A 15,391-nucleotide genomic window follows, 5' to 3' on the forward strand; every position below is an offset into this window, starting at 1 on the left:
CTCCGTCCTGGGAGGACTCCATGAGAAAACGCGCAGCCGTGCTGTGCGGTGCCGCCGTCGTCATGGCCGGAGCGCTCACGGCCGTGCCCGCCGACGCGCGCCCGTCGCAGACCGCGGACACCGCCCACGCCGCCGACATCAGCAAGGTCACCAGGGCCGCCAAGGTGACCTGGAAGAAGTGCGGCACCACCGACAATCCGACGCTCCAGTGCGCGTCCCTCAAGGTGCCGCTCGATCACGCGAACCCGGGCGGGCGGCAGATCTCGCTCGCGCTGTCCCGGGTCCCGCACACCGCCGAGAAGTACCAGGGCCCCCTGCTCGTCAATCCCGGCGGCCCGGGCGGCAGCGGACTGTCGCTCGCCGGGTTCGTCGCGTCCTCACTGCCCAAGGCGGTGGCGGCGCAGTACGACGTGATCGGCTTCGACCCCCGCGGGGTCGGCGCGAGCGAGCCCGCGCTGAACTGCCGGCCGGGTCACTTCAAACCGGTGCGCCCCGACTCCGTGCCGGCCACCGCGGCCCTGGAGAAGGCGAGCCTCACGCGCGCCAGGGCGTTCGCCGACGCCTGCGGCAAGAAGTACGCGCGCGTGCTGCCGTACATCGACACGATCAGCGCCGTACGGGACATGGACTCGATCCGGCGGGCCCTCGGCGCCCAGAAGATCAACTACTTCGGCTACTCGTACGGCACCTATCTGGGCGCGGTGTACGGCAAGCTCTTCCCACAGCGCGTCCGCCGTCTGGTCCTCGACTCGATCGTCGACCCCACCGGGGTCTGGTACGACGACAACCTCGGGCAGGACCACGCCTTCAACGACCGGCACCGGGCGCTGATGAGCTGGATCGCCAAGTACGACAAGACATACAAGCTCGGCACCGACCCCGCCGAGGTCGAGGCCAAGTGGTACGCGATGCGGGCGGCGCTGGCGAAGAAGCCGGCCGGCGGCAAGGTGGGGGCCTCCGAGCTGGAGGACACCTTCATGCCCGGCGGCTACTACAACGGCTACTGGCCCTACCTCGCCGAGGCGTTCTCCGCGTACGTGACGAAGAAGGACCCGGCTCCGCTGGTGGAGACGTACGAGAACTTCGCCGCCGTCGACGCCTCCGGCGACAACGGCTACAGCGTCTACACCTCGGTGCAGTGCCGTGACACCTCCTGGCCGCGCGACTGGGGCCAGTGGCGCAAGGACACCTGGGCGGTGTACGAACAGGCGCCGTTCATGGCCTGGAACAACGCCTGGTACAACGCGCCGTGCGCGTTCTGGCCGACGGACGCGAAGCGGCCGGTGAACGTCGCCAACGGCAAACTGCCGCCTACGCTGCTGTTCCAGGCGACGAACGACGCGGCCACCCCCTACCAGGGCGGCGCGACGGTCCACCGGCTCCTGGCCCACTCCAGCCTGGTGGTGGAACAGGGCGGCGGGAACCACGGCGTCACGCTGAGCGGGAACACCTGCCTGGACAAGTACCTGGCGGCGTACCTGACCGACGGCACGGTGCCACGCGGCCACGGCGAGGCCGACGCGGTGTGCAAGACCCTGCCCGACCCGAAGCCGCTCACCTCCAAGGCGGCGTCCACGTCGGCGCGCGGCTCCACCCTGCACGGCCTGCTCGGCTTCCGCGGCTGACACCGCCGGACCGGGACCCGTCGGGGGCGCTGTCAGTCCCATGGTTCACGATGGACGCATGAGTGAACCGCCCAGGACCGCCGCCCCCGACGAGGCCGCCGCCACCGCGCGGAACGGCCACGCCGTCATGGCCACCGGCCTCGCCGTGCGGGACATGACCCTCGCGGACTGCGACCGGGTCTCCGAGATCCGGGTGCGGGGCTGGCAGTCCGCCTACCGGGGCCTCATGCCGCAGTCCCACCTCGACGGCCTCAGCGTGGCGCGGGACGCCGAGCGGCGCCGTTCCTGGTTCACCCAGGGCGACGGCAGCGTGGGCAACCTGGTCGCCGAGCGGGCCGGCGAGATCGTCGGCTGGGCCGCGCACGGACCGTACCGGGACGGCGAAGTACGCACCGGGGAAGCCGAGTTGTACGCGATCTACGTCCACCCCGAGCACTACGGCACGGGCGCCGGCCGGGCTCTCCTGGCGGAGGCGGTGCGCCGGCGCAGGGCCACCGGGCAGACGTACATGTACCTGTGGGTGCTGAAGGAGAACACCGGCGCCCGGCGGTTCTACGAACGGGCGGGCTTCCACGCGGACGGCGTCGAGGAGCCGTACGAGGTGGACGGTGTGGAGGTGCCGGAGGTGCGGTACGTCAGGAAGCTGACCGGCTGACCGGTCGGCCGGCTCCGCTGACCGGCCGACGCATCACGGAGCACGGCCGATGAAGCACGGGCACGGCTCACGGCTCACGGCTCACGGCCGACAGCCCACGGCCGGCGGCTCACCCCTCACGCGGGATGCGGGTCAGCGCGCGCACCGCCGCCTCGGCCAGCGCCGGGTGGGCGAGCGCCTCGTCGAGCACGGGTACGGCGCGCGGGTCGCCCAGGGCCCCGAGGCCCTCCACACAGGCGAGGGCCACGCGGCGGTGGGGGTCGTGCGGGCGCAACCGGCGGCGCAGCGTGGTGATGAGCGCCGGTACGGACTCGGGGGCACGCAGCTTCACCAGCAGCCGGACCGGGTGCAGGGCGTAGGCCACGCGCAGTTCGTTGGTCGCGAGGGCGGCGGCGGCGCGGGCGGTCCGGGGATCGTCGAGCCGGGCGAGGGCGTGGGCGGCGGACGCGCAACGCTGGGGATCACGGTGGTTGAGCAGCAGGACGAGCGCCTCGAACGCCCGCCGGTCACCGATCAGACCGAGCCGGAACGCGGCCAGCTCCCTCGCCCACAGCGGCTGTCCGGGCGCGGTGAGCACCTCCGCGAGTTCGTCGTGATCCCCGGTCGCCGCCAGCCGCTCGAAAGCGGCCGATCCGCCCGACTCCCGCCGTAAGCGCTCCGTGAGCGATCGCGACTCTTCGTCCATGAAGCCGAGATTAGGGGTGTCGCGCGGATCTCGGGACCTACATCACAAACTCGGGGGGCTGGCGCGCTCGTTACTCACGGGTTAAGCTCAGACGAGCGAGTTACCCACTCGCGTTTCTCCTCGTGCCGGCCTGGTGACGCAGCCGGTGCGAGAGCGGTCGGTTCGGTGCTCCGCGCACCGCAGCAGGACCCGGCTCCGGGACAGGGCCGGTCGGTCGGTCCGACATCGGGCGTGTGCGTTCGCAGCCCGGCAACACCCGCAACTCCTCACGCATCCCGGTGCGCCCTCGTCGGCGCACCCGGGCGCGCTTCCAGTCGTCACCCTCTCTCCTGGAGTCCCGCGATGGCCACTCCCCTGTCCGACACCCCTCTGTCCCCGCTCAAGACCATTGCCGTCGTCGGTCTCGGCACGATGGGCACCGGTATCACCGAAGTCCTGGCCCGGGCCGGTCGCGAGGTCGTCGGCATCGACGTCAGCGAGTCGCAGACCGCGAGGTCGGTCACCGCCCTGGAGATCTCCACCGCCCGCGCCGTGGAACGCGGCCGGCTCACCGAGCAGGAGCGCGCCGACGTCCTCGCCCGGGTCCGCACCTCCACCGACCTGAGCGCGGCGGCCGACGCCGACCTGGTCATCGAGGTGGCACCGGAGTCGTACGAGATCAAACACCAGATCTTCCGCGAGCTGGACGGCGTCGTGCGTCCGGGGACCATCCTGGCCACCGGCACCAACGCGCTGTCCGTGACGCGGCTGGCCGCCGACTCGGCGCACCCCGAGCGCGTGCTCGGCCTGCACTTCTTCAACCCGGCCCCGGCGATGAAGCTGGTCGAGGTCGTCTCGTCCGTGCTGACCGCGCCGGGGGCCGTCGCCGCCGTGACGGAGCTGGCGATCGAGCTCGGCAAGGAGCCCGTCGCGGTCGGTGACCGCCCCGGATTCGTCGCGGACGGGCTGCTGTTCGGCTACCTCAACCAGGCGGCCGCGATGTACGAGGCGAAGTACGCCTCCCGCGAGGACATCGACGCCGCGATGCGGCTCGGCTGCGGGCTGCCCATGGGCCCGCTCTCCCTGCTCGACCTGATCGGGGTCGACACCGCGCGCACGGTCCTGGAGGCCATGTACGCCGAGTCCCACGACCGGCTGCACGCCCCCGCCCCGATCCTCAAGCAGCTCAGCGAGGCCGGTCTGACGGGCCGTAAGTCGGGCCGCGGTTTCTACACCTACGAGGCCCCCGGCAGCGCCGCGGTCGTGCGGGACGCGCTGACGCCGCTGGACGGCGCCGAGCTCACCCCCGGCCGGCCGGTGCGCTCCGTCGGTGTGGCCGGCTCCGGCACGATGGCCTCCGGCATCGCCGAGGTCTTCGCGAAGGCCGGTTACGAGGTCGTCCTCGCCGCCCGCAGCGACGAGAAGGCGCAGGCCGCCAAGGCCCGTATCGGCACGTCCCTCTCGCGGTCCGTCGACCGGGGCCGGATGAGCGCCGAGGACGCCGCGAAGACCCTGGACCTGATCACCGCGGCGGGCACCTACGACGCCTTCGCGGACGTCGATCTGGCCGTCGAGGCCGTCGCCGAGGACCTGGAGATCAAGCGGCAGCTGTTCGCGACGCTGGACAAGGTCTGCAAGCCGGGCGCGGTCCTGGCGACCACCACGTCGTCGCTGCCGGTCGTCGCGTGCGCCCGCGCCACCTCGCGTCCGCAGGACGTGATCGGGATGCACTTCTTCAACCCGGCCCCGGCGATGAAGCTGGTCGAGGTCGTGCGCACGGTGCTGACGACGGAGGACGTCCACGCGACGGTCCGCGAGGTCTGCGTGCGGATCAGGAAGCACGCCGTCGACTGCGGCGACCGGGCCGGTTTCATCGTGAACGCCCTGCTCTTCCCCTACCTCAACAACGCGATCAAGATGGTGCAGGAGCACTACGCGTCCCTGGACGACATCGACGCGGCGATGAAGCTGGGCGGCGGCTACCCGATGGGCCCCTTCGAGCTCCTCGACGTCGTCGGCCTGGACGTCTCGCTGGCCATCGAGAAGGTCCTGCACCGCGAGTTCCGCGACCCGGGCCTGGCCCCGGCGCCCCTTCTGGAGCACCTGGTGGCCGCGGGCTGCCTCGGCCGTAAGACGGGCCGGGGATTCCGCGAATATGCCCGCCGCTGAGCGTCCGGGCGACTGGTTCCGGTCGGACACGGACTGGGGCGGGCTGCTCGATCCGGGCGGTTTCGCCCCGGCTCCCCGGCCCCTGCCCGCCGTGCCCGGCCGGGCCGGGGGAAACCCCGGACCTGCGCATCAGGCTGCGCACATGCAGTACGTTCGGGGCATGCCCCAGCCCGCCAAGTCCTCACGTACACCGGCTACGCCCGACGCACCGGAGAGTGCCGCGGGCAGCCGTGCCGCCGCCCAGCGGCTGAAAATGCGCCGCGAACTGGCGGCCGCCGCGATGGAGCTGTTCGCGACGAAGGGGTACGAGGCGACCACCGTCGACGAGATCGCGGCCGCGGCCGGGGTCGCTCGCCGCACGTTCTTCCGCCACTTCCGCTCCAAGGAAGAGGCGATCTTCCCGGACCACGACGACACACTGGTCCGCGCCGAGGCGGTGCTCAACGCGGCGCCCGCGCACGAGCACCCGCTCGACACGGTGTGCCGCGGCATCAAGGAGGTCATGCGGATGTACGCGGCCCGGCCGGAGATCTCGGTCGCCCGCTACAAGCTGACCCGCGAGGTACCCACCCTGCGCGAGGCGGAGATCGCGTCGGTGGCTCGCTACGAGCGCCTGTTCACCCGCTATCTGCTCGGCCACTTCGACGAGCACGCGCACGACGACGACGCCAACGACGACCCGCTGCTCGCCGAGGTCGCCGCGTCCGCCGTGGTCACCGCCCACAACCACGTCCTGCGGCGCTGGCTGCGGGCCGGCGGCCAGGGCGACGTCGAGTCCCAGCTCGACCACGCCTTCTCGATCGTGCGCAAGACGTTCGGCACCGGCATCGGCGCCGGACGCGGCTCGGCCGGCCGGCCGGCGGCGGCCCCGGCGGCCGTCTCCCGCCACGGCGAGGTCCTGGTGACGGTCGCCCGCACCGACGCCCCGCTCGACGAGGTCATGCGGACCATCGAAGAGGCGCTCCGGGAGCGCTGACCGCCCACCGCCCCTGTGACGACGGCCACCCGACCGGGTGGCCGTTTTGGCATGTCAGAGCACCTTTTCGCGTGGATTTTCGACAGCGTTCGATCGATCATCGCTCATTTGTTACGTAAAGATTTCATCTGAGAGGAAGTTCTGGCACCCCGTGCCTTGCCAGGTGACACGCAGTGCCATACGTTGAAGTGGTCCGGGCGGCCGGCGTGCAGAGATCCTTCGTACGCCGGCTGTCCCCGCAACCACCCGGTTCGCGCGCCCGGACGCCTGCGTCACAGGCAACCTCCCGCGCCACCAAGCGCTGCCGAAGCACCACCCCCGCCGAACCGACGGCACCTCTGCACCCCCTCAGCAGCAACCGACGTAACCCTCAGCGCCCCTCCCTCAGGGCGCTCACCGCCGGAGGCAACAACGTGACCATGAAGAACATCCTGGACGCGATCCAGTCACCGGAATCCACGCCGGCCGACTTCGCCGCTCTTCCGCTCCCCGAGTCGTACCGCGCGGTCACCGTGCACAAGGACGAGACCGAGATGTTCGCGGGCATGCAGACCCGCGAGAAGGACCCGCGCAAGTCGCTGCACCTGGACGACGTGCCGCTGCCCGAGCTCGGCCCGGGCGAGGCCCTGGTCGCCGTCATGGCCTCCTCGGTCAACTACAACTCCGTGTGGACCTCGATCTTCGAGCCGCTGTCGACGTTCGGGTTCCTGGAGCGCTACGGCAAGGTCTCCGAGCTGACCAAGCGCCACGACCTGCCCTACCACGTCATCGGCTCCGACCTCGCGGGCGTCGTCCTGCGCACCGGGCCGGGCGTCAACGCCTGGAAGCCGGGCGACGAGGTCGTCGCCCACTGTCTGTCCGTCGAGCTGGAGTCGTCGGACGGCCACAACGACACGATGCTCGACCCCGAGCAGCGCATCTGGGGCTTCGAGACCAACTTCGGCGGTCTCGCCGAGATAGCGCTCGTCAAGTCCAACCAGCTGATGCCGAAGCCCGGCCACCTCAGCTGGGAGGAGGCCGCCGCGCCGGGGCTGGTGAACTCGACCGCCTACCGGCAGCTGGTCTCCCGCAACGGCGCCGGCATGAAGCAGGGCGACAACGTCCTCATCTGGGGCGCCAGCGGCGGACTCGGCTCCTACGCGACCCAGTTCGCGCTGGCCGGTGGCGCCACCCCCATCTGCGTCGTCTCCAGCCCCGAGAAGGCCGACATCTGCCGCGCGATGGGCGCCGAGGCGGTCATCGACCGCAACGCGGAGGGCTACCGGTTCTGGAAGGACGAGAGCACCCAGGACCCGAAGGAGTGGAAGCGCTTCGGCAAGCGCATCCGCGAGTTCACCGGCGGCGAGGACATCGACATCGTCTTCGAGCACCCCGGCCGCGAGACCTTCGGCGCGAGCGTCTTCGTCACCCGCAAGGGCGGCACCATCACCACCTGCGCCTCGACGTCGGGCTACATGCACGAGTACGACAACCGCTACCTGTGGATGTCGCTGAAGCGGATCATCGGCTCGCACTTCGCCAACTACCGCGAGGCCTGGGAGGCCAACCGGCTGGTCGCGAAGGGCAAGATCCACCCGACGCTGTCGAAGGTCTACTCCCTGGAGGACACCGGACAGGCCGCCTACGACGTGCACCGCAACCTCCACCAGGGCAAGGTCGGCGTGCTGTGCCTGGCCCCCGAGGAGGGTCTGGGCGTGCGCGACGAGGAGCTGCGTGCCCGGCACGCCGACGCCATCAACCGCTTCCGGAACGTCTGAGGTCCACTCATGAGCGAGCGTCAGAAGGACCGGCCGTGGCTGATGCGCACCTACGCCGGTCACTCCACGGCCGAGGCGTCCAACGAGCTGTACCGGCGCAACCTCGCCAAGGGGCAGACGGGTCTGTCGGTCGCGTTCGACCTGCCGACCCAGACCGGCTACGACTCCGACCACATCCTCGCCCGCGGCGAGGTCGGCCGGGTCGGTGTGCCGATCGCGCACCTCGGTGACATGCGGCGGCTGTTCCAGGACATCCCCCTGGAGCAGATGAACACCTCGATGACGATCAACGCCACCGCCATGTGGCTGCTGGCGCTCTACCAGGTCGTCGCGGAGGAGCAGGGCGCGGATGTCACCCTGCTCCAGGGGACGACCCAGAACGACATCGTCAAGGAGTACCTGTCGCGGGGCACGCACGTGTTCCCGCCGGTGCCGTCGCTGCGGCTGACGACGGACATGATCTGCTACACCGTCAACAACATCCCCAAGTGGAACCCCATCAACATCTGCAGCTACCACCTGCAGGAGGCGGGGGCCACACCGGTCCAGGAGATCGCGTACGCGATGTCCACCGCGGTCGCCGTGCTGGACGCGGTGTTCGCGTCCGGGCAGATCCCCGAGGACCGCAAGGGTGACGTCGTCGCCCGTATCTCCTTCTTCGTGAACGCGGGCGTCCGCTTCGTCGAGGAGATGTGCAAGATGCGCGCGTTCGGCCGGATCTGGGACGAGATCACCCGCGAGCGCTACGGCATCCAGGACCCCAAGCAGCGGCGCTTCCGCTACGGCGTCCAGGTCAACTCCCTGGGCCTGACCGAGGCGCAGCCGGAGAACAACGTCCAGCGGATCGTGCTGGAGATGCTCGCCGTGACGCTGTCGAAGGACGCACGCGCGCGTGCCGTGCAGCTGCCCGCCTGGAACGAGGCGCTGGGTCTGCCCCGTCCCTGGGACCAGCAGTGGTCGCTGCGCATCCAGCAGGTCCTGGCGCACGAGAGCGACCTGCTGGAGTACGAGGACATCTTCGAGGGCTCGCACGTCATCGAGGCGAAGGTGGCGCAGCTCGTCGAGGACTCCCTCGCGGAGATCGACCGGATCGAGGAGATGGGCGGCGCGATGGCCGCCGTCGAGTCCGGCTACCTCAAGTCGCAGCTGGTCTCCTCGCACGCCGAGCGCCGGGCCCGTATCGAGTCCGGCCAGGAGAAGATCGTCGGCGTCAACGTCTTCGAGACGACCGAGCCGAACCCGTTGACCTCGGACCTCGACACGGCGATCCAGACGGTCGACCCGGCGGTCGAGGCCCGGGTCGTCGACTCGCTCCGGAACTGGCGGGACACGCGTTACCAGCCGCCGTTCAACCACCCCCGGCCCTGCAAGTCGCTGGAGCGTCTGAAGGAGGCCGCCAAGGGCACCGGCAACCTCATGGAGGCCACCCTGGAGTGCGCCCGCGCCGGCGTCACGACCGGCGAGTGGGCGGGGGCTTTGCGGGAGGTGTTCGGGGAGTTCCGTGCCCCGACCGGTGTGTCGTCGGCGCCGGTGGCCGTCCCCGCCGAGGCGGGCTCGGCGATGGCCGAGGTACGCCGCAAGGTGGACGCCACCGCCCGCGAACTCGGCTCAGGCAAGCTCCGCTTCCTGGTGGGCAAGCCGGGCCTGGACGGGCACTCCAACGGTGCCGAGCAGATCGCCGTGCGGGCCCGCGACGCCGGGTTCGAGGTGGTCTACCAGGGCATCCGGCTGACCCCTGAGCAGATCGTGGACGCGGCCCTCGCCGAGGACGTGCACGCGGTCGGCCTCTCCATCCTCTCCGGCTCGCACGCCCAGCTCGTGCCGGACGTGCTGGAACGGCTGCGCGAGGCCGGCGCGGCCGACATCCCGGTGATCGCGGGCGGCATCATCCCGAGCGCCGACGCCGAGCTGCTCAGGGCCGCCGGAGTGGCCGCGGTCTTCACCCCGAAGGACTTCGACATCACCGGGATCATCGGCCGTATCGTCGACGAGATCCGCAAAGCGAACAAGCTCGACCCCCTGGAGGTCCCCGCATGACCGTCAACCGTCTGCGCCCCCGCCGCTCGTGTCTCGCGGTGCCGGGAAGCAACCCGCGCTTCCTGGAGAAGGCCCAGGGCCTGCCGGCGGACCAGGTCTTCCTCGACCTGGAGGACGCGTGCGCGCCGCTCGCCAAGCCGGAGGCGCGCCACACCATCGTCAAGTTCCTCAACGAGGGCGACTGGACCGGCAAGACACGCGTCGTGCGTGTCAACGACTGGACCACCGAATGGACGTACCGGGACGTCGTGACGGTCGTCGAGGGCGCGGGCCCGAACCTCGACTGCATCATGCTGCCGAAGGTGCAGGACGCCCGGCAGATCGTGGCGCTCGACCTGCTGCTGACGCAGATCGAGAAGACGATGGGCTTCGAGGTGGGCCGGATCGGCATCGAGGCGCAGATCGAGAACGCCCAGGGACTGAACAACGTCAACGAGATCGCGACGGCGTCCCCGCGGGTGGAGACGATCATCTTCGGCCCGGCCGACTTCATGGCGTCGATCAACATGAAGTCGCTGGTCGTGGGCGAGCAGCCGCCCGGCTACCCGGCCGACGCCTACCACTACATCCTGATGAAGATCCTGATGGCCGCCCGCGCCAACAACCTTCAGGCGATCGACGGCCCCTACCTCCAGATCCGCAACGTCGAGGGCTACCGCGAGGTCGCCGGCCGCGCCGCGGCCCTCGGTTTCGACGGCAAGTGGGTACTGCACCCGGGCCAGGTCGAGGCGTCGAACGAGATCTTCTCGCCCTCCCAGGAGGACTACGACCACGCCGAGCTGATCCTGGACGCGTACGACTACTACACGTCCGAGGCGGGCGGCAAGAAGGGCTCGGCGATGCTCGGCGACGAGATGATCGACGAGGCGAGCCGCAAGATGGCCCTGGTCGTCTCCGGCAAGGGCCGGGCCGCCGGCATGCGGCGCACCAGCACGTTCGAGATCCCGGAGGCCTGAGCGCGATGCAGTTCGGACGCACCTACGAGGAGTTCGAGGTCGGGGCGACGTACAAGCACTGGCCGGGAAAGACGGTCACGGAGTACGACGACCACCTGTTCTGTCTCCTCACGATGAACCACCACCCGCTCCACATGGACACCAACTACGCCGAGAAGACGACGGACTTCGGCAAGAACGTGGTGGTGGGGAACTACATCTACTCGCTCCTGCTCGGCATGTCGGTCCCGGACGTCTCCGGCAAGGCGATCGCCAACCTGGAGATCGAGTCGCTCAAGCACGTGGCGCCGACCTTCCACGGCGACACGATCTACGGCCAGACGACGGTGCTCGACAAGTGGCCCTCGAAGTCGAAGAACGACCGGGGCATCGTCCACGTCGAGACCAAGGGCTACAAGCAGGACGGCACGCTCGTGTGCGTGTTCCGGCGCAAGGTGATGGTCCCCACCGAGACGTACATCAAGGAGCGCGGCGGCGAGCAGCCCGGGCGCCCGGAGCTCGAGGAGCAGGAGAAGTAGAGCCATGAGCCGACTCGCCCAGACCGCCGGTCTGACCGACATCCAGCAGGAGATCCTCTCCACCGTCCGCGACTTCGTGGACAAGGAGATCATCCCGGTCGCGACCGAGCTGGAGCACCGCGACGAGTACCCGCAGCAGATCGTCGACGGCCTGAAGGAGTTGGGCCTCTTCGGGCTGATGATTCCCGAGGAGTACGGGGGTCTGGGCGAGTCGCTCCTGACGTACGCGCTGTGCGTCGAGGAGATCGCCCGTGGCTGGATGTCGGTGTCCGGCATCATCAACACGCACTTCATCGTGGCGTACATGCTCAAGCAGCACGGCACGCAGGAGCAGAAGGACCACTTCCTGCCGAGGATGGCGGCCGGCGACGTCCGCGGCGCCTTCTCGATGTCGGAGCCGGCCCTGGGCTCCGACGTCTCGGCGATCACGTCGAAGGCGGTCCGCGACGGCGACGAGTACGTCCTCAACGGCCAGAAGATGTGGCTGACGAACGGCGGCACGTCCTCGCTCGTGGCCGTTCTCGTGCGAAGTGACGAAGGACACCCGGAGGGCACCGCGCCCCACAAGTCGATGACGACCTTCCTGATCGAGAAGGAGCCCGGCTTCGGTGAGGTCCGCCCCGGCCTCACCATCCCGGGCAAGATCGAGAAGATGGGTTACAAGGGTGTCGACACCACCGAGATGATCATGGACGGCCTCCGCCTTCCGGCCGATCGCGTGCTCGGCGGAGCCACCGGCCGAGGTTTTTACCAAATGATGGACGGCGTCGAGGTGGGCCGGGTCAACGTGGCGGCCCGTGGCTGCGGCGTCGCACAGCGTGCCTTCGAACTGGGTGTCCAGTACGCCCAACAGCGTCACACTTTCGGCAAGCCGATCGCTCAGCACCAGGCGATCCAGTTCAAGCTGGCCGAGATGGCCACCAAGGTCGAGGCCGCCCATGCCATGATGGTGAACGCGGCCCGCAAAAAGGACTCCGGGGAACGAAACGACCTCGAGGCAGGGATGGCGAAGTACCTCGCCTCCGAGTACTGCAAGGAGGTCGTGGAGGATGCCTTCCGGATCCACGGCGGCTACGGCTTCTCCAAGGAGTACGAGATCGAGCGCCTCTACCGGGAGGCACCGATGCTGCTGATCGGTGAAGGCACCGCCGAGATCCAGAAGATGATCATCGGGCGCAGGCTGCTCGAAGAGTATCGATTCCAGGGCTGATTGTCCGGGTACGGGGTGTTTTCTTCGAGAAGAAGATCACACCCCGTCAACGGTGCCCGCCCACCGACTCCGCTTCCTGACTTACCCAGTTGTGGCTCTTAGCCGCTACGATCGCCGGAAAGCCGCCGTCCCCTGATATAGCGCGGCATCATCCGCTACGAAGGTCATCCATGCCCCACAGCCAATCCTCTGCACCTCGCGACAGCCTGGTCGGCGTACGCCTCGCGCGCGGAGCATCGCCGTGGCTCCTCCCGACCGTCGCCACCGCAGCCCTCAGCCTGGTCCGCGCCCGCCGCTCGGGTGCCGCCAAGGCCGTCGCCGTGCCCGCCACCGCGCTCGCGGCGGGCATGCTGTGGTTCTTCCGCGACCCCGAGCGCGAGATCGCCCGGGGCCGGGTCATCTCGCCCGCCGACGGTGTGGTGCAGAGCATCATGCCGTGGAAGGACGGACGGACCCGCGTCGCGATCTTCATGAGCCCGCTCAACGTCCACGTCAACCGCGCCCCGCTCGCCGGCACGGTGACCTCGGTCGAGCACATCCCCGGCGGGTTCGTCCCGGCGTTCAACAAGGAGAGCGAGAACAACGAGCGCGTAGTCTGGCATTTCGACACCGAACTCGGCGACATCGAGATGATTCAGATCGCCGGTGCGGTCGCCCGCCGCATCGTCCCGTACGTGCCCCAGGGCACGAAGGTCGAGCAGGGTGACCGGATCGGTCTGATCCGCTTCGGCTCGCGCGTCGACATCTACCTGCCCGAGGGCGTGGAGGTCGCGGTCGAGGTCGGTCAGAAGACCGTGGCTGGGGTGACTCGCATTGACCGTGATTGATCCGGAGACACAGGCGGGCTGGGTGCCGGAGGCCGACGAGGCCGACGACGAGGAGGAGATGCCTCTTTCTCTGCGCCTGTCGATAGCGGACACCCTCACCCTCGGCAATGCCACGTGCGGCTTCATGGCGGTGTACTTCACCACCACGGGCATCCTGATCCCGCACCTCACCGGCAGCCAGGAGTCCGGCATGGGCCGCCACAGCGCGGCCACGGCGGTCATCCTGATGCTGTGCGCGGCGGTGTTCGACCTCTTCGACGGCCTGGTGGCGCGGAAGCTCCGCTCCTCCCCGATGGGCGCCGAGCTGGACAACCTCTCCGACCTGATCAGCTTCGGCCTGGCGCCGGCCTACTTCGTGCTCGTCTACGGCATGGTCGCCGACGACGCCCACCAGAGAATGGCGGCGCTCGGCGCGATCGTGGTGCTGCTGGCGGTCGTCCTGCGTCTCGCCCGCTTCTCCTGCGTGACTCCGCGCAACGGCATGTTCCAGGGCATGCCGAGCCCGTTCGGCGCGCTGACGGTGGTCTCGATCGTGCTGCTGGAGCTGCCGTTCGTGGCGACCCTGCTGGCGATCCTGGGCACCGCGTGGCTGATGGTCAGCCGCGTCGAGTACCCCAAGCCCCGGGGCCGGCTCGCCGGGGCGGTGCTCACCTGGATCGTGCTGAGCATGGGACTGCTGGCCGCGTGGGCGTTCGACGCCCCCAGCGGTCAGCTGCTCATGCAGACCGGCTGCGCGCTCCAGCTGGTCATGGGCGCGGTGATCCCGCTGTTCGCCACGGCTCGCCGGGTGAACAACTTCCGCGACAACCGGCGCGAGGCGCGGGCGGCACAGCTGCCGTAGCGGCGGTACGCGCTACGACGTACGACAGGGAAGGGCTCCGGACCGATCGGTCCGGAGCCCTTCCGCTGTTCTCCCTACTCTTCCGTTCTCCACCGCTCCTGGCCGGGGTCGTGGCCACGGTCGCGGGGCTCGGGCGTCGAGGCGGGCGGGGGTGTGGGTGCAGGTGCAGCCGGGGGCGCGGGTGCGGGTGCGGGTGCGGGTGCGGGTGCCGCGAGGCTGCCGAGGATGGTCAGCAGTTCGGCGCCGCGGCTGCCGGGTTCCGCGTGGAAGACGACGAGCGTCAGACCGTCGGCGCCATCGATCGACATCTTGTTCGAGTGCAGCTCGATCTCGCCGACCAGCGGATGCGTCATCCGGCTCACCCTCCCCCGCCGGGGATGCACGTCGTGACGGCCCCACACGTGCCGGAAGCGCTCACTGCGCACGGACAGCTCCCCGACGAGTTCCCGCAGCCGGGGATCGTCGACGTCGGGCCCGACCTGGGCCCGCAGCGACGCCACACCCTCCTCCGTGAGCTCCTCCCAGTCCCGCCGCAGCTCCCGTTCGGCCGGGTCGAGGAAGACGGCCCGCAGCAGGTTGACGCCGAGGGCGTAGTTCGGTGACAGCGCGGTGGCCAGGGCGTTCACCGCGAGGACGTCGGTGAACTTGTTCTGGACGTAGGCGGGGTTGTGGGTCCAGCCGTCGATCAGCTGGCGAAGACTGGCCGGCGCCCGCTCCCGCTGCCGCGCGGAGCCGCCCCGAACCCCCTCGGCGGCCCGGCGGCGCGGCTCGGAGGGCCGGTCCCGCGCCAGCCCGAGCAGATGCGTGGTGGCGTCGGTGTCCAGCAGCAGGACCCGGGCCACGGACTCCAGGACCTGCACCGACGGATTGCGGTCGCGGCCCTGCTCCAGGCGGAGGTAGTAGTCCGAGCTGATACCGGCGAGCAGGGCGACCTCCTCGCGGCGCAGTCCAGGCACCCTTCGCAGACCGCTGCTGCGCAGCCCCACGTCCTCGGGCCGGACCAAGGCCCGGCGGGCCCGCAGGAACTCGCCGAGCGCGTTCGTCCCGTCCATGTCCCCACCGTACGGCGGAGCCTCACCCGGGTGCCTGGCCCTGTCACTCCCAGGATCGGCGGGGCACTGCCGCGGGGAGTCGCGCCGCAGCAAGCTGGCACCTG

Annotated in this window: 13 protein-coding genes; 11 read left to right on the forward strand and 2 right to left on the reverse strand. The window is 69.9% G+C overall.

What is annotated here, in order from left to right; all coding sequences use genetic code 11:
* The first annotated feature begins 20 nt into the window (after window positions 1–20).
* Together ACWCQK_RS02715 and ACWCQK_RS02720 are read left to right on the forward strand one after the other, a co-directional pair.
* Window positions 21–1,625, forward strand: coding sequence for an alpha/beta hydrolase (locus tag ACWCQK_RS02715; protein WP_451151092.1), 1,605 nt, complete (start codon window positions 21–23; stop codon window positions 1,623–1,625).
* 127 nt (window positions 1,626–1,752) lie between these two features.
* The gene (locus ACWCQK_RS02720) at window positions 1,753–2,280 is read left to right on the forward strand and encodes an N-acetyltransferase family protein (RefSeq protein ID WP_451151782.1); all 528 of its coding nucleotides are present in this window, start codon (window positions 1,753–1,755) and stop codon (window positions 2,278–2,280) included.
* A 109-nt stretch (window positions 2,281–2,389) separates the two neighbouring features.
* On the opposite strand, the gene ACWCQK_RS02725 is transcribed toward ACWCQK_RS02720, so the two are convergent.
* Window positions 2,390–2,965: an adenylosuccinate lyase gene (locus tag ACWCQK_RS02725; protein WP_451151094.1), complete on the reverse strand. Its 576-nt coding sequence runs from the start codon at window positions 2,963–2,965 to the stop codon at window positions 2,390–2,392.
* A 342-nt stretch (window positions 2,966–3,307) separates the two neighbouring features.
* Here ACWCQK_RS02725 and ACWCQK_RS02730 point away from each other — a divergent pair, with 342 nt between their 5' ends.
* From ACWCQK_RS02730 to pssA, 9 genes are all read left to right on the forward strand, one after another.
* Window positions 3,308–5,113 carry a 3-hydroxyacyl-CoA dehydrogenase family protein gene (locus ACWCQK_RS02730; RefSeq protein ID WP_451151096.1) on the forward strand — a complete coding sequence of 602 codons (1,806 nt, stop codon included), beginning with the start codon at window positions 3,308–3,310 and terminating at the stop codon, window positions 5,111–5,113.
* Between the two features lie 142 nt (window positions 5,114–5,255).
* A complete protein-coding gene (locus ACWCQK_RS02735; protein ID WP_451151098.1) occupies window positions 5,256–6,089 on the forward strand; it encodes a TetR family transcriptional regulator in 834 nt (277 codons plus the stop codon).
* Between the two features lie 419 nt (window positions 6,090–6,508).
* Window positions 6,509–7,846, forward strand: a complete 1,338-nt coding sequence (ccrA, locus tag ACWCQK_RS02740) for a crotonyl-CoA carboxylase/reductase (protein WP_451151784.1) — start codon at window positions 6,509–6,511, stop codon at window positions 7,844–7,846.
* Window positions 7,847–7,855: 9 nt separating this feature from the next.
* The gene (locus tag ACWCQK_RS02745; protein ID WP_451151100.1) at window positions 7,856–9,883 is read left to right on the forward strand and encodes a protein meaA; all 2,028 of its coding nucleotides are present in this window, start codon (window positions 7,856–7,858) and stop codon (window positions 9,881–9,883) included.
* Complete coding sequence (locus tag ACWCQK_RS02750) at window positions 9,880–10,839, forward strand: HpcH/HpaI aldolase/citrate lyase family protein (RefSeq protein ID WP_451151102.1); 960 nt, start codon at window positions 9,880–9,882, stop codon at window positions 10,837–10,839. Before ACWCQK_RS02745 ends, ACWCQK_RS02750 begins: the two co-directional genes overlap by 4 nt.
* Before the next feature lie 5 nt (window positions 10,840–10,844).
* Entirely contained in the window at window positions 10,845–11,357 is a 513-nt protein-coding gene (locus ACWCQK_RS02755; RefSeq protein ID WP_451151104.1) for a MaoC family dehydratase, read from the forward strand.
* 4 nt (window positions 11,358–11,361) lie between these two features.
* A complete protein-coding gene (locus ACWCQK_RS02760) occupies window positions 11,362–12,567 on the forward strand; it encodes an acyl-CoA dehydrogenase family protein (protein ID WP_451151106.1) in 1,206 nt (401 codons plus the stop codon).
* 170 nt (window positions 12,568–12,737) lie between these two features.
* Window positions 12,738–13,394: a phosphatidylserine decarboxylase gene (locus ACWCQK_RS02765; RefSeq protein ID WP_451151108.1), complete on the forward strand. Its 657-nt coding sequence runs from the start codon at window positions 12,738–12,740 to the stop codon at window positions 13,392–13,394.
* Window positions 13,395–13,416: 22 nt separating this feature from the next.
* Entirely contained in the window at window positions 13,417–14,235 is an 819-nt protein-coding gene (gene pssA, locus ACWCQK_RS02770) for a CDP-diacylglycerol--serine O-phosphatidyltransferase (protein ID WP_451151786.1), read from the forward strand.
* A 74-nt stretch (window positions 14,236–14,309) separates the two neighbouring features.
* Here pssA and ACWCQK_RS02775 read toward each other — a convergent pair whose 3' ends face one another.
* Entirely contained in the window at window positions 14,310–15,287 is a 978-nt protein-coding gene (locus ACWCQK_RS02775; RefSeq protein WP_451151110.1) for a helix-turn-helix domain-containing protein, read from the reverse strand.
* Between the last annotated feature and the right edge of the window lie 104 nt (window positions 15,288–15,391).

The organism is Streptomyces sp. NPDC002306 (assembly GCF_053593435.1).